Genomic DNA, 21,886 nt, shown 5'->3' on the forward strand with positions numbered 1-21,886 from the left:
ACGCAGGCGATGGCCGCGGCTCCCGATGTCGCCGTCTCCATCAAGCCCGTGCATTCGCTGGTCGCGGCCGTCATGGAGGGGGTCGGAAGTCCGCATCTCATCGTCGCGAACGGTTCGCCGCACGATTATGCCCTGAAGCCGTCGGATGCACGGGCCTTGGAGGGGGCGGACATCGTTTTCTGGGTCGGACCGGAAATCGAGGCGTTTCTGACGGAGCCGCTTGAGACGATCGCGCCCGATGCGAAGAAGATTGCGCTGTCGCGGGCGCCCGGCGTCACGCTTCTGCCGCCGCGCGAAGATGGCGCTTTCGAGCCCCACGACCACGACCACGACCATGAGCATGAGGCGGATGGCGCTCATGAGGAGGCCGGGCACGACCATGAGGCCGACGCGCATGCCAGCGACGAGCATGCGGACAATGATCATGCCGATCATGATCATGGCGACCATGACCATGCCGGGCATGAGCATGAAGGCGAGATCGACCCGCATTTGTGGCTCGATCCGGAGAACGCGAAGGCGATGGTGAACGAGATCGAGACGGAGCTTGCCGACATCGATCCCGACAATGCCGCGACCTATGCCAGGAACGCCGACAAGACGCGCGAGCGGCTCGACAGCCTCACATCGGAGCTTTCCGACGAACTCGCCGGACTGAAGGGCAAGCCCTTCATCGTCTTCCACGACGCCTATCAGTATTTCGAGAAGCGGTTCGGGCTCGAAGCGGCCGGTTCCGTCACCGTGAGCCCGGAAGTCTCTCCCGGCGCGCAGCGGGTTTCGGAGATCGCCGCGAAGATCCGCAATCTCGGCGTCGTCTGCGTCTTTGCCGAGCCGCAGTTCACGCCGAAGCTGATTGCGGTCGTCACCGAAGGCACGGACGCCAAGAGCGGCGTGCTCGATCCGCTCGGCGCCGACCTCAAGGCGGGACCCGACCTCTATTTCGAGCTGCTCGAGCGCAACGCCGCGGCGCTTCAGGAGTGCCTGGGCTGACGACGCCCCAATCCTTGGACGGATGGGATGAAAGGCGCTATTGCCTGTCCCTATGAACGACGAAGCGATGGCCGGGACAGGCGAGCGCGAAGGACGCGTCTTATACGTGAAGGCGCAGGACGGGCTGAAGCTCGCCCTGCGCCTTTATGGCGACTGGCAGAGCCCGGCGCTGCCGCTCGTCTGCCTGCCGGGTCTGTCGCGCAACGGGCGCGATTTCGACAGGTTGGCGCGGTTCTTTTCGGCCCATGCCGACACGCCGCGGCTGGTCGCAACGCTCGATTACCGCGGACGCGGATTGTCCGGCTACGATCCCGACTGGACGCATTACACGCCGATGGTGGAGGCCGACGACGTTCTCGCCGTCACGACGGCGCTCGGCATCGAGAGGGCGATCCTCGTCGGAACCTCGCGCGGCGGCATCATCACGATGATCCTGGGCGCCATGCGCCCCGGCCTGATCGCAGGTGTCGTCCTCAACGATATCGGCCCCAAGATCGAAGGGACCGGCCTCGCGCGCATCAAGAACTACCTTTCGAATATGCGTATGCCGCAATCGATGGCGGACGCCGAGAAGATCGTTCGCCAGATTGCCGGCCATTCCTTCACCAGCCTCAGCGATGACGATTGGCGCGCCTATGCGCAGGCGCTGTTCGTGGAGCGGGATGGGGCGATCAAGCCGGATTACGATCCGAAGCTTCTGAAGAGCGTCGCCACGCTCGATCTCGAAGAGGCGGTGCCGACGCTCTGGCCGCAATTCGACAGCCTGCGGCACGTGCCGCTGTTGTCGATCCGTGGCGAGAATTCCGATCTGTTGACCGCTGCGACCGTGGAGGAGATGGCCTGGCGCCATCCCGGCATGGAGCGGCTGACGGTCGAAGGGCAGGGACATGCGCCTCTGCTGCGCGATCAGCCGACGCTCGATCGGATCGCGGCCTTCGCGCGCCGCTGCGATCTCCATCAGCCTGCGAAGCCATAGAGGCGTCGCCGAATTCCCCCTGAGACTTTCGTGAACCACCTGTGCCGCCGCGACAAAGGTCGGGGTGGCTCACGTCCTGGCTTCGGGGAAGGGGAATCTTGGTGCTTGCGGTTTCACCGGGCACGCTGAGGAGCCCGCCGAGCTCTGCCCCGTTCAATCGGCCCTGTTCGCTCGGCCCCGTTCGGCCTGCCCCATTCGCTCTGCGCAGTTCCGATCAGCCGGGCCGATCGGGCCTTGGCCGAGCCTGCGTGTTCGTCCGAAAGCGGGGAGCTGAGGCTTGTCGCGCGGGCCTGATAGGATTTCACGCAAAGGGTGCCGCACTTTGAGGCTCTTTGCCGCTCTGAAAACCCGCAGAGTCGAGGAAAGCCGAGCCGCTGGCCAAAAGAAAAGGCCCGGCGTTGCCGCCGGGCCTTCCCAATTCCGATCGCTTGAAGCGATTAGAACGTGCGCTGTGCGCGGAACATCACGCCCCAGATGTCGTCCGGAGAGTCGGAGTCCGCAAACTCCCAATCGACGTTGTTGTAAGCAACTTCGACGCCCATCAGGAAGCCAGAAACCGGCGTCCAAGCGACGTTACCCGTGATGCCGTAGAAGTCGAGGTCACCAAGGGCCTTGTAGTCGATGTCCGTGTAGGACGCATTCAGAGACGCGGTCCACTGCGTGGCGAAGTCAGCCGAAATGCCGCCGCGGATGTTCCAGGCCTTCGTCAGCTCGATGGAGCCGTCGTCGTCCAGGGTCACGTCAGAGAGCGTGTTCTCGAGGATGAGGCTGTTCACGCCGGCGGTGATGTAAGAAACAGCACCCTGCGTGTAGTTGGCCTGAACCGAAGCCTCGAAGCCCGTGCCCGGGATGCCGGCGGTCACGCCAGCGCCGATGGCCCAGCCGAGATCGCTGTCGTCATCGCCATTGAAGAGGGCGTCGTCGACGTTCTCAACACCGGTGTCGTGAATGACACCCATGATCTGAGCAGAACCCCAGCCCTGATCGACGCGCACGTTGGCGACGACGTCCGGGAATTCCTGACCGTCGATGGTGACACCATCGAAGTGCGCACGACGGCCGCCGGAAGCGGCGTCTTCGAACGACAGCGTGGCGGAAACGCCATTGCCGACGTTGAAGGTGTACGCGAAGAGCGTCTGCTCGGTCGTGTTATCGTCGATGCCGATACGCGTGCCGTAGCCGTAGGTGCCGAAGAAGTCGAAGAACGACGAGGCATGACCGACGGTGAGGGTGCCCATGTCATTCGAGAGCTGGATGAAAGCGTTCTCGAGGTACTGACCCTCAGTGTAGTTGTCGGCGAAGCTCGACGGGCCGATCTGGAGCGAAGAGCTCACATAGGCGCGCAGAAGACCGAAGTCGGTCTGCGTACGAGCGTCGAGGCGGACATAGCCACGAGCACGCGAGGTGAACTCGTTGAACGTGTCGCCCTGGTCGTCGCCATTGACGTAGTGCGCTTCAACGCGCACCCGACCGCCGACCTTCAAGCAGGTGTCGGTGCCCGGGATGTAGTAGAATCCAGCGCCAAACGCATCGCAAATCCGCACGTATTCGACCGGCTCCGCGACCGGCAGATCGGCGGCCTGTGCTCCGGTGACGGCCATCACAGCAGCCGCCGAGCCGAAAAGAAGGCTCTTGAGTTTCATTTGTAGACCTCCAGTCCAAGTTGCACGAGCCGGGGGAGTTGCGTTCCAGTCCGCGCCTTGTTGGCGTCGGTTCTGAGTGGCGTCCCCCGCCCCTCAACCTTCTCCGTTTCGAAGAAGTGGGCTGCCTCGTGGCTGCCTGAGGCCACACTATTCATCCGCCTTGCACAGGCAACATCAGAATGCCCGCGCTACCGGCTTTGGTAGTCGATGTTGCACAATTGCCACGAAGCAGGCCCCAAACCCTAAGAAAGCCTTAACGTGGACGCCGTTTCGCGGCTCTTTCCCGCCTCTGGGGGCCTTGCGCGCATCCCGTTCGGGGGTGGTGACGGAGAGAATCGTGCGCCGAAGCCACACATTTCGGATGGGCCGGGATTCGGATCAGGCGAATCTCTGTTGCGTCAGCTGCGCCGCGTGGAGGGGAATCACCGCGGAGGCGAATCTCTCTGCAAACACCTGGGGCGGCATCGGTGGTCCGGACAAAGGCCCCTGGATGCGGTCACAACCGGCGGCTGCCAGAGCCCGCCGCTGCGCCTCCGTCTCGACACCTTCCGCGATGACCATGAGGTTGAGGCTGTCGGCGATGCGCATGACCTTGCGGATGAGGGGAGGCGGCTCGGCTGCGATATCGCGCATGTCGGCCGGATCGATCTTGATCTCGTCGAAGGGCAGCGCTTTGAGCTGGGCGAGGCGCGTGAGGCGGCCGCCGAGACTCTTGAGCGTGAAGCGCACGCCGGAACGGCGCAGCCGATGCATCTTGTCGGCGAGCGCCACATCGTTCCTGCCGACAATGATCTCCGGCAATTCGAGCGTGAGGCGCCTGGGGTCGGCGCCGGCATCCAGAAGAAAGCGGTTGATCCGTCTCACGGCGCCGCGCTCGTGCAGCATGCGCGCACTGACACCGACGGAAAGCGACAGCCGGCAGAGTTCCGGCCTCGTGCCCCAGCTGCCGAGGAGCGCGCAGGCCTGGGCGATCGCCTGGCGCGTCAGAACTTCCGCCTGTCCGGCCTCTTCGGCGAAGCTTGCCAGCTCCTGACGGCGGAAAGCCCCCCATCTTTCATGGTGCCAGCAGGGCAGGAGCTCGGCGCCACGGCAGTTGCCGTCGACATCATATTGAGCCTCGAGCAGAAACTCGATGTCGCCGGTGTCGATCGCGCGGCGAAAGTCGGCGATTGCACCGACATGCTCGCGGACGGGGTTCCGCTTTGCGGCGCTGAAGACGCTGAGGCCGTTGCGGCCGGCGGCCTTGGCTTCGTACATCGCGAGATCGGCGCGTTTGAGGAGTTCTTCCGGATCGCTCTCGCGTCCGTCCAGCAAGGTGAGGCCAATCGAACAGGTGGTCTGAAAGCGCTGCTCGTTGAGGAGGCAGGGCTGGTCGACCGCCTGCAGCACTTTGCGCGCCACCCTGTCGGCGTGGCGCATCGCCTGCGCTTCCGTATCCCCCAGATCCTGCAAGAGCACGACGAACTCGTCGCCCCCGAGCCGGGCGACGGTATCGAGCTCGCGCAGGCACAGGCGCAGACGCTGGGCGGTGCTGGCGAGAAGCAGGTCGCCGACATCGTGGCCGTAGCTGTCGTTGATGACCTTGAAATTATCGAGATCGATGAAGAGGAGGGCGCCGAAGCTCTTGCGGCGCCGGCTCGCGGCGAGCGCCATCGCCAGCCTGTCGCGCAGCATCTGCCGGTTCGGCAGGCCGGTCAGGGAATCGAAATAGGCGAGCTCGTAGATCTGCCGCTCATTGGTCTTGAGGGCGGTGACATCCGAAACGAGGCCATGCCAGAGGACGGAGCCGTCGGGCTCGCGGTCGGGCACGGCGCGACCGGACAGCCAGATCGTGCCGCGCTGGGGATGATTGACGCGAAACTCCAACGCCCACGGCGTCATGCGCGTCGCTGAGCGCAACAGGCTCGCCGACAGGCGCGGGCGGTCGTCGCGATGGACGGCGGCGAGGAGCGCGGAGGCATCGTTGCGCACGTCCTCCGGAGCGACCCCGAAAAGCGGCTCAAGGCCGAGACCGGCATAGGGGACGGCACTGGTCGCGTTCGGGCGGCGCCGCAATTGAAAAAGACAGGCCGAAATGACGGCGCCGATCCGTTGCAGGCGCTCATGCAGCATCAGCTGTTCGACCGTTCCGGTCACCTCGCGGACGGTGCCCTCATAATAGAGTGTCTCGCCGGTCACCGGATCGCGTACGAGATGGGCGTTCTCCTCCACCCAAATGCGCTCGCGCGTCTTGTGGCGGTAGACCTCGGAGATGAACCTCTCCACCCGCCCGTGTTCGCGCAGGGCGGCCTGGAATTCGGCCCGCCGCGTCGGGTCGACGTACCATTCGGTGGCGATGTCGTGGACATTCGCCAGCATCTCGGCCTCGCTGTCGTAGCCGTTGAGGCGCACGAGGGCGGGATTTGCCGCGAGCTGGCGGCCGTCGATGGAGGAGCGGTACACGCCCTCCTGTATGTTCTCGTAGATGGCGCGGAACGTCGCCTCCGGCTCTTGCTCGATCCGGGGAGCCGGGGCCTGCGCGGCCTCGGGCGAGATGCCGTGAAGGATGGCGACGCATTCATCGGCACGCGTGCCGCCGCTCGTGAAGGCGCTCAGGGTGAGATTGACCCGCACGGGACAGCCATTGCCGCCGATGCAGTGCATTTCGCCGCTGCATTCCGAAAGAGCCCCGCAGCTGAGGCTCGTCAGGCGCTCGCCCCAGATATTGCGCTCCTCTGGAACGGCGAGAGAGATCAGCGAGCGGCCGGCGAGCCCCTCCGGCTCGAAGCCGAGCAGGGCGGCGCAGCGGTGGTTGATGCGGGTGAAGCCGCCGTCGGTGAAGCGGATCTGAGCCGCGGCGACGACGTTCTGATCGAACAGAGAGGCCGGTGCGCTCGTCTGAAGCGCATTCGACTGAGGCGCGCTCGTTTGCGGCCCACTCGCCTGCGGGCGCGCGGCGGAACGCGGAGGCGGCTCAGATTCCCCGACAGCCCTCGCACTCGCCGCTTGTTCCCCCATCGGCTCGTCCTCTCCAACCACCAGCGCAGATTCCCCCAGGCTTATGACCAATTCCCTAGAGGAATGGCGCGACCTGAACCTGTTTGGTTAGTGGGTGAATATAATGTTAATTCTGACCGAGTATTTGTATTGTCTCCACCTGCAAATGTAAAACAGGTTCTACTCGCCTATCAATTGTTCTTTTGTACGATTATCGCGTCGCTCGATAATTTTGAGACCCGGCGGCACGCGGGCCGATGCCGGTCGGGGAGCGTCGTATCGCAAGCACAGCGTGCGAGCCCGTTTTAGGGCGGTGCTGCCCGTCTCGGAAGGCCGGTTGCTGGCGGCAGAGGGCGCAGTGAGGGTGCAGGTGCGGGGGCGCGCGTGAGGGGCGGCGCGTGAAAGGGCTAACGGACCGGATCGCCGTGCGCCAGATCCTTGGAGATGGAGAGCGTGTGGCCGAGGCGGCTGCGATAGGCCTGGAGGTTTTCCATCACCTTCTGGACGTAGTTGCGCGTCTCGTCGAAGGGGATGCGCTCCACCCAGTCGACGGGATCGGTCTCCGCACCGCGGGGGTCGCCGTAGCGTTTCACCCAATCGATGGCGCGGCCGGGCCCGGCATTATAGCCCGCAAAAGTCATTATATATGAGCCGCGCAGATTGGTCAGGAGTTCGCCGAGATGGGCGGCGCCCAAAGTGGCGTTGTAGGCGGGGTCGCTCGACAGGCGCACGAGAGAGAAGGGAAGGCCGATCTGCCGCGCCGTAGAGCGCGCGGTCGCGGGCATGAACTGCATCAGCCCGCGCGCTCCGACATGGCTGGTGGCCGACGGATTGAAGGCGCTCTCCTGTTTGGAGACCGCATAGAGAAGTGCGCGATCGACGATCGCCGGCTGCGGAATGTCCGGCGGGACGACGATGAGCGGCGCGCGCAGGGCCCCGACCTCGACGCCGCGGGCATCGGCGCGGGCGGCGGCGAGCATGCCGTAATGCGGTTCGTTGATGCGCCGGGACAGCGTATCGAGAAGCGAGAGCTCGCCCGGACTCTCGAGCTTGTCGCCGAGCGCCATGAAAAAGGCGCGGGTGCGGAAATTGTGCTGTGCCGCCGCGAGGCGCTTGATGGCGTGCACTTCCGGCCTTGCGGCAAAGCGCAGCCTGTCGAGGGCGGTCGGGCGCGGCCGGAGTTCGAGCCCCGTATGGGTGAGGCCCAGAGCTTCGCGCGATAGCTGACCATAATATGTGGCGCCATGGCGGGCGGCGACGGAATAGGCCTTGGCCGCCTGATCGGCGTGGCCGCTCGCGGCATGGGCGCGACCGAGCCAGTAATAGCCGCGCGCGATGGAGCGCGGCTGCGTGGCGACGGCGGCGATCCTCGCAAAATGCGCCCGCGCGGCACGCGGGGAATCGAGATAGCGGAGTGCCAGCCAGCCGGCATGGAATTCCGCTTCGACGATCGCTTCCGGCGATTGCGCGGCATGGGTGGCGGCGACGGAATAAGCGAGGGCGGGATAGCCTTCTTCCAGAAGCATGCGCGCCAGATCCTTGCGCAGCTCCCACCACCGGTCGGCATCACCCAGCCTGGTGCCGTCGCGCTCCACCAGGCTCATGCGCAGAGCGGCTTCGACAAGCTGGTCTTTGCGAATGAGCATGAGGATGCGCGCGTATTCCCAGGCGGGTTCGCCCCGGAACCGCGTCTTGATGGCCATCAGGCTCGCGGTCGAGCCGCCGCGGTCGACGGCGGCGGCGACCGCACGCGCCAGCTGGTCATAGCCCGGACCGATCGCCTGGCCGACACGGATCGCCTCGCCGGTGCGCTTGTGCAGGAGAAGTCTGCGGAAGCGGTAGAGGTGGTCTTCTTTTGACAGCGCGTCGGCATGCTCGGCCAGAATATGCGCCATCTGCGCGCTCGACAGCGATTCCTCGCGCCAGATCCGGCGAACGATTTTTCGGCTGCGCTTGTGCCAGCCGCGCTCCGAATAGATATCGGCGAGCCGCAGCCAGCCATCATCCGTCATCGGCGCGCCTTCGGCATAGAAGGCGAGAAGGGCTTCGCCCGTCGGATGCGTGCGCAGGAGCGCCTGTTCGGCGCGCAGCCGCAGGAGGTCGGGATCGGGCCAGTCCGGGTGGTCGCGCGCGACTTCCTCGATCGTAGCCGGGGCGAGGCCGGAGAAGGGCGCGCGGGCGACGAAGAAGCGAATGAGTTCGCGGTCGAACGCGTTCGGCAGGGTCTCGGAGAAGGCGAGCGCGCTCGTATAGGCATCGGCCGTCACGAGATCGAGGCCGCGCTTCAGGAGGTCGGCCTGCGAAAAGCCGTAAGGCGGGCGATCGTTCTTCATCCGGTTCAGCCGCTCAGCCGCGACACCCATCGGAATCGGACGCGGGCGCGGCGCCAGAAAGGCAAGCTCCTGCGATCCGGTCTTCTCTGCAGCGTTCTCCGGTGACGGGGCCGGCTTCTCCGTTTGCGCCGAGAGCGTCTCGCCGGTTCCGATCGAGCCGGTGGTCGTTTCGGGCTCGACGCTGGCCGAGGCGTCCCCATCCGCCTCCTGGGGCGGGTTTTCATCGGCGCCGGCGGATGCGGTGTCGGCAGCGGCGGTTTCTTCAGGCGCAGCGTTTTCGGGGGCCGCATTCTCGGGGGCCGCATTCTCGGCGGTCGAATCTTCGGATGCAGAGGCGGGTGTCGCCTTCGCTTCCGCGATGTCGTCCGGCTTTGCGTCTGAGGTCGCGGTTGCGGTTGCGGTGGCGTCTGCGGCAGGGCGGGGCGCGGGCATGGCTTCAACGCTCGCTGGGGCCTTTTCCACCGGGCGCGGCTTCGGCAGCATCGGCGTTGCGGGCGCGGCGGTCGCCACGGGGGCTGAAAGCACGAGCAGAAACTCCCCAGCCGCGATGGCCAGGGCGAACGCTGCGGCGATCGCCGCGAGTTTCCTGCTCGGCAAGATCACGTGTTCGGTTCTGCTTCCTTGCGGCCCCAGAGCGGAGGCGGTGCGCTTGCTCTTGCCAGGATGCGCCACTATCGTCCGCCGCCACAGTCAAAAGGACAGAATTTTTGGGCCAAGTTATGTTCAAGGGGTCAATTCCGGCGCTGGTGACGCCCATGCGCAACGGTAATGTCGATGAAGAGGCGTTCCGCAACTTCCTGGAATGGCAGATCGGTGAGGGCAGCCACGGCTTCGTGCCCGTCGGCACGACCGGCGAATCACCGACGCTGTCGCATGCCGAGCACAAGCGGGTGGTGGAATTGTGCGTCGAGGTCACGGCCAAAAGGGTGCCGGTGATCGCCGGGGCCGGCTCCAACAATACGCGCGAGGCGATCGAGCTTGCCGAACATGCGGAGAAGGCGGGTGCCGATGCCGTGCTGGTGGTGACGCCCTATTACAACAAGCCGAGCCAGAAGGGCCTCTACGCGCATTTCAAGGCGGTGGCGGACGCGATCTCCATCCCGATCATCATCTACAACATCCCGCCGCGCTCGGTGATCGACATGAGCGTGGAGACGATGAAGCAGCTCTTCGAGGATTGCCCGAACATCACCGGCGTCAAGGACGCGACGGCCAATCTCGTGCGCGCCAGCCTGCAGCGCCAGGAGATCGGCACGGAGTTCAATCAGCTCTCCGGCGAAGACCCGACGGCGCTCGGCTTCATGGCGCATGGCGGGCATGGCTGCATTTCGGTGACGGCGAACGTCGCGCCGAAGCTCTGTTCGGAATTCCAGAAGGCCTGCATGGCGGGCGATTTCTCAACCGCGCTCGACTATCAGGACCGGCTGATGCCGCTCCATCGCGCATTGTTCCTTGAGCCGAGCCCGGGACCCACCAAATATGCACTCTCGGTGCTCGGAAAGATGAGCGAGGAAGTTCGCTCGCCGATCACCACGATCGGAGAGGAGACCAAGGGCGAGGTGCAGGACGCGCTTCGCCATGCCGGGCTCCTCAATTAACGCAAGGTTGCAGTTGGATTTCGATGGCGAAGAAGACGACGACGAACAACAAGGTTGTGGCCGACAATCGGCGCGCCCGTTTCGATTACGAAATCGGCGAGACGATCGAGGCTGGCCTGCAGCTCGTCGGAACGGAGGTGAAGAGCCTCCGGCAGAACAAAGCCAATATCGCGGAATCCTATGTGAGCCCGGAACGCGGTGAGGTGTGGCTGATCAACGGCAACATCCCGGAATATGTCCAGGCGAACCAGTTCAACCATGATCCGCGACGCAAACGCCGGCTGCTCTTGCATCAACGCGAGATCGACCGGCTGTCGCAGAGCGTCGACCGCGAAGGCATGACCATCGTGCCGCTGCGGCTTTATTTCAACGATCGCGGCATCGCCAAGCTCGCGATCGCGCTCGCCAAGGGCAAGAAGACCCACGACAAGCGCGAGACCGAGAAGAAGCGCGACTGGCAGCGCGAGAAGAACCGGTTGTTGAAGGAGCTCGGCTAGCCGGGCTCCTGCTGAGGCTCAGGGGCGGCTCAGGAGAGGAGCTCGCCTGAGCTTGCGCGTCTTTCCGCGAGATAAAGCGCCCGGGGCGGAACGGCGACGCCGGCGAGCAGGAATGCGAACACCATAAAAGCTGCTGCCATCAGATTGAAGCGCCGCACCGGCGCGCCGAAATCGTTCAGAATTTCCAAAGCTTCCTCGGCCTGGCTCGATGGCACGCGCAAGGCGACGCCGCCGAGTGCAACGCTGTAATGCCAGGCAACGGAGATGTGCTGCGGTCCCACCGGCACCACGACGATGCCGTGGGCCTTGAGCATGGAGATGGCGAGCGATGTCTGGCTCGGACCATAGACATACGCGATCGTCGTCAGATCTTGTGTCGGCTCGGCCATGCTTCCCCCCCCCCCATTCCGATGACGGCGTAGCCTTTCAATCAATGTCGCGGCAAGGTTGCGCCGATGTCTGAATGCCGGCTGGAATTTCTTGGTTAGCGAACGATTAACGCGGCTTGCCCAAGAGATTGCGGATCTCTGCGAACACGCCCTTGAACATTTTTTCCGTCAGAACACCGGTGTTCGTGTTGTAACGCGAGCAATGGTAGCTGTCGAAAAGGCGGAGGCCGCCTGACGTCTCGCCTGTGATTTCGTGCACCGCTCCATGGCCGAAGGGCGCGTCCTTGAGGCGCAGGCCGAGGGTGCGCACGACGCTGTCATGGGCGATGCGCCCGAGCGCCAGGATGGCCGCAAGCTCGGTGTGGCGGGCGATGGTCGCGGCGAGGAATGGCCGGCAATTGTTGATCTCCGCGCCGACCGGCTTGTTCTGCGGCGGCACGCAGCGCACCGCGTTGACGATCGCCGCATCGACCAGTTCGAGCGTGTCGTTGGGATCGGCGCGGTATTCGCCGCGCGCGAAGCCATATTCGATCAGCGTGTCGTAGAGGAGATCACCGGCATAATCGCCGGTGAAGGGACGCCCCGTGCGATTGGCGCCGCGCAGGCCCGGCGCCAGACCGATGATCAAGAGCCTGGCCGAAGAGGGGCCGAAGGTCGGCACGGGCGCGTTGTGCCAGGACGGCTCTTTGGCCCGCCACTCGTTGCGGAATTCGACGAGGCGCGGGCAAAGGGGGCAATCGGGGGGCGGGCAATCGCGGGGCGGGTTCGCGGGCGGACAGGCGCCGCGGGAGGTTTTTGACGAAGACGGCAATTCCCCCGCGGCCGGGTTTTCAGCGTATTTCACCGGGCGCTCGTGTCGACTTCATCATCGTCGTCGTAATAATCGAACTCGTCGTCCTCATAGGAGCCGGGGCTGCCTTCGCTCTCGTCATCGGAGGCGGGACGCGTGCGGGCGGGGCCGGCACGGCCGAATTCGGCCGACATGTCGGCAAGCTCCAGAAAATGATCGGCCTGGCGGCGCAGTTCGTCGGAGATCATCGGCGGCTGCGATTTCAAGGTGGAGGCAACGGTCACCTTCTTGCCCTTGCGCTGCAAGGCGTCGACCAGATAGCGGAAGTCTCCGTCGCCGGAGAAGAGGATGAGATGGTCGATGTGCTCGGCGATTTCCATGGCATCGACCGCGAGCTCGATGTCCATATTGCCCTTGACCTTCCGCCGGCCCTGCGCATCGGTGAATTCCTTCAGCGGCTTGGTGACGATGCGGTAACCATTGTAATCGAGCCAATCGATCAAGGGGCGGATTGAAGAATATTCCTGATCTTCGGCGAGCGCAGTATAATAAACCGCGCGCAAGACATAGGCTTTCTTGCGAAAACTATCGAGAAGACGACGATAGTCGATGTCGAAACCAAGCGAGCGGGATGTCGCGTAAAGATTGGCTCCATCCAGAAATAAGGCGACTTTTTCACGCGCATCGAACATCGTGAACCTCCTCTAAGACAATGTGTTTTCTTGGAAATTTTTGCCGCACCAAGAAAGTTGCCAACGCCTATGCGAGGGATTCGGCGCTTTCAAGGCAGGCTGTTCGTAAACCTTGCGGGACTGTTGAAAAAGGCCTATGGGAAGCCCAATTCCCTTTTTCGAATGATTTTTGAGGAGGTGCATCCATGGCGCGCGTCACCGTGGAAGATTGCGTCGACAAGGTCGATAACCGGTTCGATCTCGTGCTTCTTGCGGCGCACCGCTCGCGCACGATCTCGAACGGTTCGCCGCTGACGGTGGACCGGGACAACGACAAGAACCCCGTCGTTGCCTTGCGGGAGATTGCCGACGAGACGATTCAGCCCGAGGATATGAAGGAAGATCTCATTCATTCCTTGCAGAAGTTCGTCGAGGTCGACGAGCCGGAGCCGGCGCCGGAAGAGATCGAATCCCAGAGCGGTGCGGAAGACGAAGTGACCTTCGACCGCATGAGCGAAGAAGAGCTCCTGCGCGGTCTGGAGAGCCTCGATCCGCCCGAGCGGCGCGACGACTGAGAACGGCTTCAGCGACATCGGCGGCGGGGTCTTCCCCGTCGCGACGATAAAGCCCCGCCGATGCGGGGCTTTTTTTGTCGCACGGATGCGCTCAGCCTTTGTAAAGCCTATATCCGGCAAAATGCATTGAAAGCGGTTCACTAGCCGCGCAGGGCTACAAGGCCGCGAGGACGTCTGGGGATGATGCGCCAATACGAGCTGGTCGAGCGGGTTGCCGCCTACAATCCAGCCGTCAATGAAGATCTGCTCAATCGCGCGTATGTCTATGCCATGAAGAAGCATGGCACGCAGAAGCGCGCCTCCGGCGATCCCTACTTTTCCCATCCCCTCGAAGTCGCGGCCATCATCACCGAACTCAGGATGGACGACGCCTCGGTCGCCGTCGCGCTTCTCCACGACACGATCGAAGATACGAGTGCCACGCGCGACGAGATCGACAAGCTTTTCGGCACCGAGATCGGCCGCCTCGTCGACGGGCTGACGAAGATCGACCGGCTCGATCTCATGTCGCGCGAGGCGCGGCAGGCTGAGAGCCTCAGAAAGCTGCTTCTCGCCGTCGCCGACGATGTGCGCGTGCTTCTCGTCAAGCTCGCCGACCGTCTGCACAATATGCGCACGATCCAATACGTGCCGGAGGCGAAGCGCGGCCGCATCGCCGAAGAAACGATGGAAATCTATGCGCCGCTCGCCGGGCGCATGGGCATGCAGGCCGTGCGCGAGGAGCTGGAAGAGCTGTCCTTTCGTACGCTCAATCCGGAAGCCTATGCGACGATCGCGGCGAAGCTCGTCGATCTTCGCGAGCGCACCGGCGGCGACATCGAGACGATCCAGGTGGCGCTTGAAAAGAGATTGCAGGACAGCGGCATCAAGGGCGAGATCCGGGGCCGGCAGAAGCGGCCTTATTCCATCTTCGCCAAGATGCAGCGCAAGGCCGTCGGCTTTGAACAATTGTCGGATATTTTCGGCTTCCGCATCTTCTTTCACGACGTGAGCGACTGCTACCGGGCGCTCGGTGCGGTGCATACGGAATGGCGGATGGTGCCGGGGCGCTTCAAGGATTACATCTCCACGCCCAAGCAGAACGGCTATCAATCGCTGCATACGACGGTGGTCGGGCCGGGCAAGCAGCGCGTCGAGCTGCAGCTTCGCACCTATGCGATGGACCGGATCGCCGAATACGGCATCGCCGCGCATCCGCTCTACAAGGACGGCATCGCCGCCGACCGGGACCGGCTGGCGCGCGAATCCTCCGCCTATGCCTGGCTGCGGCAGACGGTCGAACACATCGCCCATGGCGACGCGCCGGAAGAATTTCTGGAAAACACCAAGCTCGAGCTCTTCCAGGACCAGGTCTTCTGCTTCACGCCGAAGGGCCGCCTCATCGCGCTGCCACGCGGCGCGACGCCGATCGACTTCGCCTATGCGGTGCACACCGATATCGGCGACACCTGCGTCGGGGCGAAGGTCAACGGCAAGCTGACGCCCCTCGTGACGCCTCTGGAAAACGGCGACGAGGTGGAGATCGTGCGCTCCGAAGCGCAGCGGCCGCCGCCCGCCTGGGAATCCGTCGTCGTCACCGGCAAGGCACGCGCCGCCATCCGGCGCGCCACGCGTGCGCATGTGCGCAAGCAATATGCGGGGCTTGGCCGCCATACGCTGCACCGCGCTTTCGAGCGGCTGGAGGAGCCGTGGTCGGAGGCGCGCCTCAAGGAGCATGTCGGCCATTTCGGCTTCGAAGACGTCGAGGATCTCCTCGCCGCCGTCGGGCGCGGCCAGGTCAACGCCGATGCGGTGATGAACTCCGTCTTCCCCGAGCGCATGACCGCGGCGCAGGCGGGCACGCGCACCAATACCTGGCACGATACGGCGCGGGCGAGCCTCGGCTTCAACCTCGACGAAGAAGGCCGGCGCGGCGCGCATGACGACAACGCTCTGCCGATCCGCGGCGCGAGCGGTGACATGCCGATCCGGTTCGACCCGGAGGGCGGCGCCGTGCCGGGCGACCGCATCGTGGGCATCCTCACACCAGGCGAGGGGATTACCATCTATCCGATCCATTCTCCGGCTTTGACGGAATTCGAGAACGAGCCGGATCGGTGGGTCGATGTGCGCTGGGATATCCCTGAGGGCTCTGCGGAGCGGTTTCCGGCGCGGATTCGCGTGTCGACGCTCAACGAGCCCGGGTCTCTTGCCGAGATTGCAGATTCGATCGGTCGCAGTGACGGAAATATTGACAATCTTCGGATGCTGCAGCGCCGTCGTGACTTTACCGAGCTTGAAATCGATCTAGAAGTCTGGAACCTCAAGCATTTGAACCACATCATGCGCAACTTGAGGGCGAAATCGGTGGTGAGCGGCGTGGTGCGCGTCAACGGATAGAGTGGATTTCGGGCCGCTGCGTCATGCGGGCGGAGAGATCAGAAGGCGAAAGATGCTGTTTCGCAGACGTATAGAGGAAGGTCGTTTTCAGCGCTTGCGCGTCTGGCTCTGGCCGCGTTCGAGCTGGCGGCGGTCGTTTCTCTATTTCATGAAGCGGATTTTAAGGCTCTCCGCGACGCCGCATGCGATCGCCGCGGGCTGCGCGGCCGGCGTCTTCACCTCGTTCACGCCGTTTCTCGGTCTGCATTTCGTGATTTCCTTCGCCATCGCCTGGCTCATCGGCGGCAACCTCATCGCCGCGGCGCTCGGCACCTCGATCGGAAATCCGCTCACTTTCCCCTTCATCTGGGCCGCGACCTACAAGCTCGGCCATCTCCTGTGGCGGGGGCAGCACGAAATGCCGCCCGCCCGTCTCGGTCACGATCTGGTGGAGAAATCCTTCGACCAGCTCCTGCCGATCCTGAAGCCGATGACGATCGGGGCGGTGCCGCTCGGGCTCGTCGCCGGGATCATCACCTACACGATTGTCTACAGGCTCGTTGCGGCCTATCAGGCGGCCCGGCGGGAACGTTTCGTGGCGCGGCGCAAGCCGGCGGCGAGCGATGCCCCGCAGAACGGTGCAAGCTTCAACGGAATTCAATGACCTCTTCGCTTCGGCTCGGCATCAACATCGATCACGTGGCAACGGTACGCAATGCGCGCGGCGGCGACCATCCAGACCCCCTGAGAGCGGCGAAAATCGCCGAGGAGGCTGGCGCCGACGGCATCACCGCGCATCTGCGCGAAGATCGCCGCCATATCCGCGACGGCGATATCGACCGGCTGATGAGCGAGATCTCGCTGCCGCTCAATCTGGAGATGGCGGCGACCGACGAGATGCTCGAAATCGCGCTGAAGCACGGCCCGCATGCGGCCTGCCTCGTTCCGGAAAGGCGCGAGGAACGCACCACGGAAGGCGGGCTCGACGCGGCCGGCGGCATCACGCGGCTCGGGCCGATCGTGAGCGCGCTCAACGAACGGGGCGTACGCGTTTCGCTGTTCATCGAGCCGGCGAAGGCGCAGCTCGATGCGGCGCGCACGCTTCACGCGCCCGTCGTCGAATTGCACACCGGGCGCTTCTGCGATCTCTGGCGCGAGGGCGACGAGGCCGGCGCCGAGGAAGAGCGCCAGCGCATTGCGGAGATGGCGCGCTACGGCGCTTCGATCGGGCTCGAAGTGCATGCCGGCCACGGACTCGGCTACGACAATGTGGCGCCGATCGCCGCGCTTGCCGAAGTCCGCGAGCTCAATATCGGCCATTATCTCATCGGCGAGGCGATCTTCGTCGGGCTCGGCGAGAGCATCCGCGAGATGCGCCGGCTGATGGATGCCGCCCGCGCGGAGGCGGGAGAGGCGGCATGATCATCGGCCTCGGCTCCGATCTCATCGACATTCGCCGCGTGGAACAGACGCTCGACCGCTTCGGCACACGCTTCGTCGAACGCGTCTTCACCGAGGTGGAGCGCGCGAAATCGGAACGCCGGCGAATGCGGGCGGCGTCTTACGCCAAGCGCTTCGCCGCCAAGGAGGCCTGTTCGAAGGCACTCGGGACGGGGCTTCGGCAGGGCGTCTTCTGGCGCGATATGGGCGTGGTCAATCTCCCATCCGGCAAGCCGACCATGCGGCTGACCGGCGGGGCGGCGGAAGTGCTTGCCCGCATGACGCCCGAAGGCTACGAAGCGCTCATCCATCTCACCATCACCGACGACGGCCCGCTGGCGCAGGCTTTCGTCGTGATCGAGGCGGTGCGCGCAGACTGACGGCGCTGCCGCATTCAGGCCTCAAAAACAGAATTAATGCGCAGCGGAGACGGCCCGGCGTTGCAGGCGGGGGACGCTGCCGTTAAACCCGCGAGCAATTTCCCAAGGACGGAGCCATGAACGTGGCCGAACGCAGCGCCGAATCCGAGAAAGCCAAATCGAGCGGAGGCCTGGGCGAAACGCTCAAGGTCGTCATCCAGGCGCTCTTGATCGCGCTCGTCTTCCGCACCTTTCTCTATCACCCTTTCAACATTCCTTCCGGATCGATGATGCCGACGCTTCTCGTCGGCGATTATCTCTTCGTCTCGAAGTTCAGCTACGGTTATTCGCGCTACTCTTTCCCGATCGATCTGTCCTTCATCCATGGCCGCATCTGGGAAGGCGACGGGCCGAAGCGCGGCGATGTCGCCGTCTTCCGGCTGCCGCGCGATCCCAAGACCGATTACATCAAGCGCGTCATCGGCCTGCCGGGCGACAAGATCCAGATGAAGAACGGCCTTCTCTACATCAACGGCACGCCGGTGGAGCGCGAACGCGTCGAGGATTACACCGGCGAGAACGCCTTCGGTCAGGAGATCAAGGTCGCGCAGTACCGCGAGACGCTGCCGGACGGCGTCAGCTATATGACGCTCGACCTCACGCCGAACGGCGAGAAGGACAATACCGGCGTCTACGAAGTGCCGGCCGGCCATTATTTCATGATGGGCGACAATCGCGACAATTCCTCCGACAGCCGCTTTCTGAATTTCGTCGGCTTCGTGCCGGAAGAAAATCTCGTCGGACGCGCCGAGGTCATCTTCTTCTCGGTCGAAGAGGACAGCCATGTCTGGGAATTCTGGCGGTGGCCGTGGTCGCTGCGCTACAACCGGCTGCTTGAAGCATTATGAGCGGCAAGGCTTCGCTCGGCGATCTTGAAGAGCGGATCGGCCATCATTTCGCCCGCCCGGACCTGCTGAAGCGCGCGCTCACGCATGCGAGCGCCATCGGCGACGAGCGGCGCGGCGATCCGCTGAATACCTATGAACGGCTGGAGTTCCTGGGTGACCGGGTGCTCGGCCTCGTGATCGCCGATCTGTTGATCGAGGAATATCCGCAGGCGCCGGAGGGCGAGTTGTCCCGCCGGCTCGCACGGCTCGTCAATCGCGACGCCTGTGCGGAAGTGGCGGAGGAGATGCATCTCGCCGAGCATTACCGCGTCGGCGAGAGCCTGGCGCGGGCGACGGAGCGCACGGCGCGGTCGATCCTCGCCGATACATGTGAATCGGTGATCGGCGCGGTCTTCCGCGATGCCGGCCTGGATGCGGCCAAAGTCATCATTCACCGTTTCTGGATCAAGCGGCTGCGGACGATGCAGGGCCCGCTGCGCGACGCCAAGACCGAATTGCAGGAATGGGCGCATCGCAACGGGCACGGCACGCCGCGTTATCAAGAGAGTGGACGCAGAGGACCGGACCATGCGCCGGAATTCTCCGTCAAAGTGTTGATCGAAGGCGCCGAAGGGGCAGAGGGCCGAGGCCCGTCGAAGCGAGAGGCCGAACATGCGGCCGCTTCCGCCATTCTGCGTCGCGAGGGGGTATGGCTGTGACAACCGAGCTTGAGAGCCCGGCATCATCTGAAAGCGAAGAGCGAACGCGGGCGGGCTTCGTGGCCCTGATCGGCGCGCCGAATGCGGGCAAGTCGACGCTGTTGAACCAGCTCGTCGGCACCAAGGTGGCGATCGTCACGCACAAGGTGCAGACGACACGCTCCGTCATCCGCGGCATCGCCATGCATGAGGGTGCGCAGATCGTCTTCGTCGATACGCCTGGCATCTTCGCGCCGAAGAAGCGTCTGGAAAAGGCGATGGTGAGCACCGCCTGGGCGCAGGTGGCGGATGCCGACATCACCGCCGTTCTCATCGATGCACGTGTCGGGCTCGACGAAGCCGCGCTCGGCATCATCGACCGCCTGGGCGAATCCGGGGCGCGCGAGGACAAGCGCGTCCTGATCTTGAACAAGATCGACCTCGTGCGCCGCGACGCGCTTCTCGCCATCACGGCGGAGGTGAATGCGCGGCTGCCGTTCTCGCGCACCTTCATGGTGTCGGCGGCGAACGGCGACGGCGTCAGCGACCTTCTGGAGTTTTTCTCCGGGGCGATGCCGGAGGGGCCGTATCTCTATCCCGAAGATCAGGTGTCGGACCTGCCGATGCGCGCGATCGCGGCCGAGGTGACGCGCGAGAAGCTGATGCTGCGCCTGCATCAGGAGGTGCCGTATTCGGCGACGGTCGAGACGGAAAGCTGGGAAGAGAAGCGCGATGGATCGGTGCGGATCAGCCAGGTGATCTTCGTGGAGCGCGAAAGCCATCGCAAGATCCTCCTCGGCAAGGGTGGCGAGACGATCAAGCAGATTTCGATCGCCGCACGCCGCGAGCTGCACCACATGCTGGAGCGCAAGGTGCATCTCTTCCTGTTCGTGAAGGTGCGCGAGGGCTGGACCAACGATCCGGAACGCTACCGGGAGATGGGGCTGGAATTTCCGAAATAGGGGCGTTGCGGCGCTTGTCGTAAAGCGAAATTCACTTTCCTCAGCCTATAAGCGCTTCCAGTCGATGATGCCGATCCCAGCCGAAAGGTGCATTGAGCCCGATCTGCCGGCATGGCAGAGCGCATTTCTTTCAGCGGTAAGGCCATCTCGCGTTTGGCTTTGCCGGCGCAGCTTTCGCCAAGAGACGCTGCGCTCCGGAATCTTCCTGAATCGTCTCAAAGGGCTGGCGGGCGATTTCAAACTTATGAATCTACTTTAAGAAGGGCAGCACGAGCAGCCCGCTGCGAGGATCTTCATGGACCTACGTCATATCTCTGTCGGCAAGAACCCGCCCCGGGATCTTCATGCCATCGTCGAAATTCCGCTCGGCGGCATTCCGGTGAAATACGAGCTCGAGAAGAAGTCGGGCGCGATCTTCGTCGATCGCTTTCTGCACACCGCGATGTTCTATCCGGGCAATTACGGCTTCATCCCGCACACGCTGTCGCCGGACGGCGATCCTTGCGACATCATGGTGGTGAGCCAGGTGCCGGTGGTACCGGGCGCGGTCATCCGCTGCCGTCCCGTCGGGGCGCTGATCATGGAAGACGAATCGGGCGGCGACGAGAAGATCATCGCCGTGCCGGTCGACGCGCTGCATCCGTTCTATACCGGCGTGCGCAGCTATCTCGATCTGCCGCAGATCATGTGCGAGCAGATCGCCCACTTCTTCCAGCATTATAAGGATCTGGAGAAGGGCAAGTGGGTCGATGTCGGCCGCTGGGTCGACACCGAAGGGGCCGAACAGCTCGTCCTGGAAGGCATCGAGCGCGCCAAGGCCAAGGCCGCCGAAAAGTAAGCATTACCGAGACGCGGCGCGACGCCCGGTGCGTCGCGTCGCTTGCTCCATGCCCGTGTCGCATTTGCCTGCGTTTCCGCCGGATCGCCCCATCGCAGGCAAACGAGAAGTGTTTCCGTCGCCGGATGAAACGCTCTAAGCCTGCGCCATGGAATGGTCGGAGCACGGTATCGTCCTGTCCACGCGCCGGCATGGCGAGGCGGACATCATCCTGGAGGTGATGACGGAAGCGCGCGGCCGTCATCTCGGCCTCGTCAAGGGCGGGCGCTCGCGCCGCCAGCGGCCGATCCTGCAGCCGGGCAATACCCTGTCGCTCACCTGGCGGGCGCGGCTCGACGCGCATCTCGGCAATTTTCGCGCCGAACCGATCACCGAACGTGCCGCTGCCATTATGGCCGACCGGACCGCGTCCTACGGCATGCAGCTTCTCTCCGCGCATTTCAGGCTCCTGCCGGAGCGGGACCCGCATCCAGCCCTGCATGCGGCGCTCAGGACGCTCCTCGACGGGGCGCTCAGTGCCGATGCCGCGCGCGAAGGCTTTGCCGCGGGCATGGTGCATTTCGAGATCATGCTGCTGGAGGAGCTCGGCGTCGGGCTCGACCTCACCGCCTGTGCCGCGACCGGCACGACGGAGCGGCTCGTCTATGTGTCGCCGAAATCCGGCCGTGCGGTGAGCGAAGGGGCGGGGGCGCCCTACCGGGACCGATTGCTGCCTTTGCCGGCCTTTTTGCGCGCAGGCGGCGGCGAGTCGCCGCCCAACGAGGAAGATCTGGCGGCGGGCTTTGCCATTACCGGGCTGTTTCTCGAGCGGCATGTACTGGCGCCCAGGGGCCTCGGCCTGCCCGACATGCGCCAGGCCTTTATCCGCACGGCGCTGGCGCGACCGTGAACGTTGCCGTGCCGGGC

20 protein-coding genes are annotated in these 21,886 nt (G+C 64.2%); 14 read left to right on the forward strand and 6 right to left on the reverse strand.

What is annotated here, in order from left to right:
* The first annotated feature begins 9 nt into the window (after nt 1-9).
* Both ACK8CP_RS01800 and ACK8CP_RS01805 read left to right on the forward strand, forming a co-directional pair.
* A complete protein-coding gene (locus tag ACK8CP_RS01800) occupies nt 10-990 on the forward strand; it encodes a zinc ABC transporter substrate-binding protein (protein WP_414834166.1) in 981 nt (326 codons plus the stop codon).
* A gap of 52 nt (nt 991-1,042) precedes the next feature.
* Entirely contained in the window at nt 1,043-1,966 is a 924-nt protein-coding gene (locus ACK8CP_RS01805) for an alpha/beta fold hydrolase (RefSeq protein WP_414833155.1), read from the forward strand.
* 437 nt (nt 1,967-2,403) lie between these two features.
* On the opposite strand, the gene ACK8CP_RS01810 is transcribed toward ACK8CP_RS01805, so the two are convergent.
* From ACK8CP_RS01810 to ACK8CP_RS01820, 3 genes are all read right to left on the reverse strand, one after another.
* On the reverse strand, nt 2,404-3,609 hold the full coding sequence (locus tag ACK8CP_RS01810) for a porin (protein WP_414833156.1): 1,206 nt from the start codon (nt 3,607-3,609) through the stop codon (nt 2,404-2,406).
* Between the two features lie 378 nt (nt 3,610-3,987).
* Complete coding sequence (locus ACK8CP_RS01815) at nt 3,988-6,606, reverse strand: diguanylate cyclase domain-containing protein (RefSeq protein WP_414833157.1); 2,619 nt, start codon at nt 6,604-6,606, stop codon at nt 3,988-3,990.
* Between the two features lie 386 nt (nt 6,607-6,992).
* On the reverse strand, nt 6,993-9,521 hold the full coding sequence (locus tag ACK8CP_RS01820; protein ID WP_414833158.1) for a transglycosylase SLT domain-containing protein: 2,529 nt from the start codon (nt 9,519-9,521) through the stop codon (nt 6,993-6,995).
* A gap of 116 nt (nt 9,522-9,637) precedes the next feature.
* Between ACK8CP_RS01820 and dapA the strand changes: the two genes are divergently transcribed.
* Nucleotides 9,638-10,516 carry a 4-hydroxy-tetrahydrodipicolinate synthase gene (dapA, locus tag ACK8CP_RS01825; RefSeq protein ID WP_414834167.1) on the forward strand — a complete coding sequence of 293 codons (879 nt, stop codon included), beginning with the start codon at nt 9,638-9,640 and terminating at the stop codon, nt 10,514-10,516.
* 23 nt (nt 10,517-10,539) lie between these two features.
* Nucleotides 10,540-11,013 (forward strand): SsrA-binding protein SmpB, encoded by a 474-nt coding sequence (smpB, locus tag ACK8CP_RS01830; protein ID WP_128291372.1) that lies wholly within the window; start codon nt 10,540-10,542, stop codon nt 11,011-11,013.
* 29 nt (nt 11,014-11,042) lie between these two features.
* Here the strand turns inward: smpB and ACK8CP_RS01835 are convergent, their stop codons facing one another.
* From ACK8CP_RS01835 to ACK8CP_RS01845, 3 genes are all read right to left on the reverse strand, one after another.
* Nucleotides 11,043-11,402 carry a hypothetical protein gene (locus tag ACK8CP_RS01835; RefSeq protein ID WP_414833159.1) on the reverse strand — a complete coding sequence of 120 codons (360 nt, stop codon included), beginning with the start codon at nt 11,400-11,402 and terminating at the stop codon, nt 11,043-11,045.
* A 106-nt stretch (nt 11,403-11,508) separates the two neighbouring features.
* Nucleotides 11,509-12,246: a uracil-DNA glycosylase gene (locus tag ACK8CP_RS01840; RefSeq protein WP_414833160.1), complete on the reverse strand. Its 738-nt coding sequence runs from the start codon at nt 12,244-12,246 to the stop codon at nt 11,509-11,511.
* Nucleotides 12,243-12,884 carry an NYN domain-containing protein gene (locus ACK8CP_RS01845; protein ID WP_234628614.1) on the reverse strand — a complete coding sequence of 214 codons (642 nt, stop codon included), beginning with the start codon at nt 12,882-12,884 and terminating at the stop codon, nt 12,243-12,245. Before ACK8CP_RS01845 ends, ACK8CP_RS01840 begins: the two co-directional genes overlap by 4 nt.
* Nucleotides 12,885-13,069: 185 nt before the next feature.
* Here ACK8CP_RS01845 and rpoZ point away from each other — a divergent pair, with 185 nt between their 5' ends.
* The 10 genes from rpoZ (at nt 13,070) to recO (ending at nt 21,869) form a co-directional block, all read left to right on the forward strand.
* Nucleotides 13,070-13,438 (forward strand): DNA-directed RNA polymerase subunit omega, encoded by a 369-nt coding sequence (rpoZ, locus tag ACK8CP_RS01850; RefSeq protein ID WP_234628613.1) that lies wholly within the window; start codon nt 13,070-13,072, stop codon nt 13,436-13,438.
* Between the two features lie 180 nt (nt 13,439-13,618).
* On the forward strand, nt 13,619-15,817 hold the full coding sequence (locus ACK8CP_RS01855; RefSeq protein WP_414833161.1) for a RelA/SpoT family protein: 2,199 nt from the start codon (nt 13,619-13,621) through the stop codon (nt 15,815-15,817).
* Between the two features lie 94 nt (nt 15,818-15,911).
* The gene (locus ACK8CP_RS01860) at nt 15,912-16,460 is read left to right on the forward strand and encodes a DUF2062 domain-containing protein (protein WP_414833162.1); all 549 of its coding nucleotides are present in this window, start codon (nt 15,912-15,914) and stop codon (nt 16,458-16,460) included.
* Entirely contained in the window at nt 16,457-17,218 is a 762-nt protein-coding gene (locus ACK8CP_RS01865; protein ID WP_414833163.1) for a pyridoxine 5'-phosphate synthase, read from the forward strand. Before ACK8CP_RS01860 ends, ACK8CP_RS01865 begins: the two co-directional genes overlap by 4 nt.
* A complete protein-coding gene (gene acpS / locus ACK8CP_RS01870; protein WP_128291379.1) occupies nt 17,215-17,616 on the forward strand; it encodes a holo-ACP synthase in 402 nt (133 codons plus the stop codon). Before ACK8CP_RS01865 ends, acpS begins: the two co-directional genes overlap by 4 nt.
* 116 nt (nt 17,617-17,732) lie before the next feature.
* Nucleotides 17,733-18,503 carry a signal peptidase I gene (lepB, locus tag ACK8CP_RS01875; protein ID WP_092810699.1) on the forward strand — a complete coding sequence of 257 codons (771 nt, stop codon included), beginning with the start codon at nt 17,733-17,735 and terminating at the stop codon, nt 18,501-18,503.
* Nucleotides 18,500-19,201 (forward strand): ribonuclease III, encoded by a 702-nt coding sequence (rnc, locus tag ACK8CP_RS01880; protein ID WP_234628609.1) that lies wholly within the window; start codon nt 18,500-18,502, stop codon nt 19,199-19,201. Before lepB ends, rnc begins: the two co-directional genes overlap by 4 nt.
* Nucleotides 19,192-20,142 (forward strand): GTPase Era, encoded by a 951-nt coding sequence (gene era / locus ACK8CP_RS01885; protein ID WP_414833164.1) that lies wholly within the window; start codon nt 19,192-19,194, stop codon nt 20,140-20,142. Before rnc ends, era begins: the two co-directional genes overlap by 10 nt.
* Nucleotides 20,143-20,437: 295 nt before the next feature.
* On the forward strand, nt 20,438-20,980 hold the full coding sequence (ppa, locus tag ACK8CP_RS01890; RefSeq protein ID WP_128291383.1) for an inorganic diphosphatase: 543 nt from the start codon (nt 20,438-20,440) through the stop codon (nt 20,978-20,980).
* Between the two features lie 148 nt (nt 20,981-21,128).
* Nucleotides 21,129-21,869, forward strand: coding sequence for a DNA repair protein RecO (gene recO, locus ACK8CP_RS01895; protein WP_414833165.1), 741 nt, complete (start codon nt 21,129-21,131; stop codon nt 21,867-21,869).
* Nucleotides 21,870-21,886: the final 17 nt, after the last annotated feature.

Source organism: Afifella sp. YEN Y35 (assembly GCF_047553465.1).
GTDB lineage: Bacteria > Pseudomonadota > Alphaproteobacteria > Rhizobiales > Afifellaceae > Afifella > Afifella aestuarii.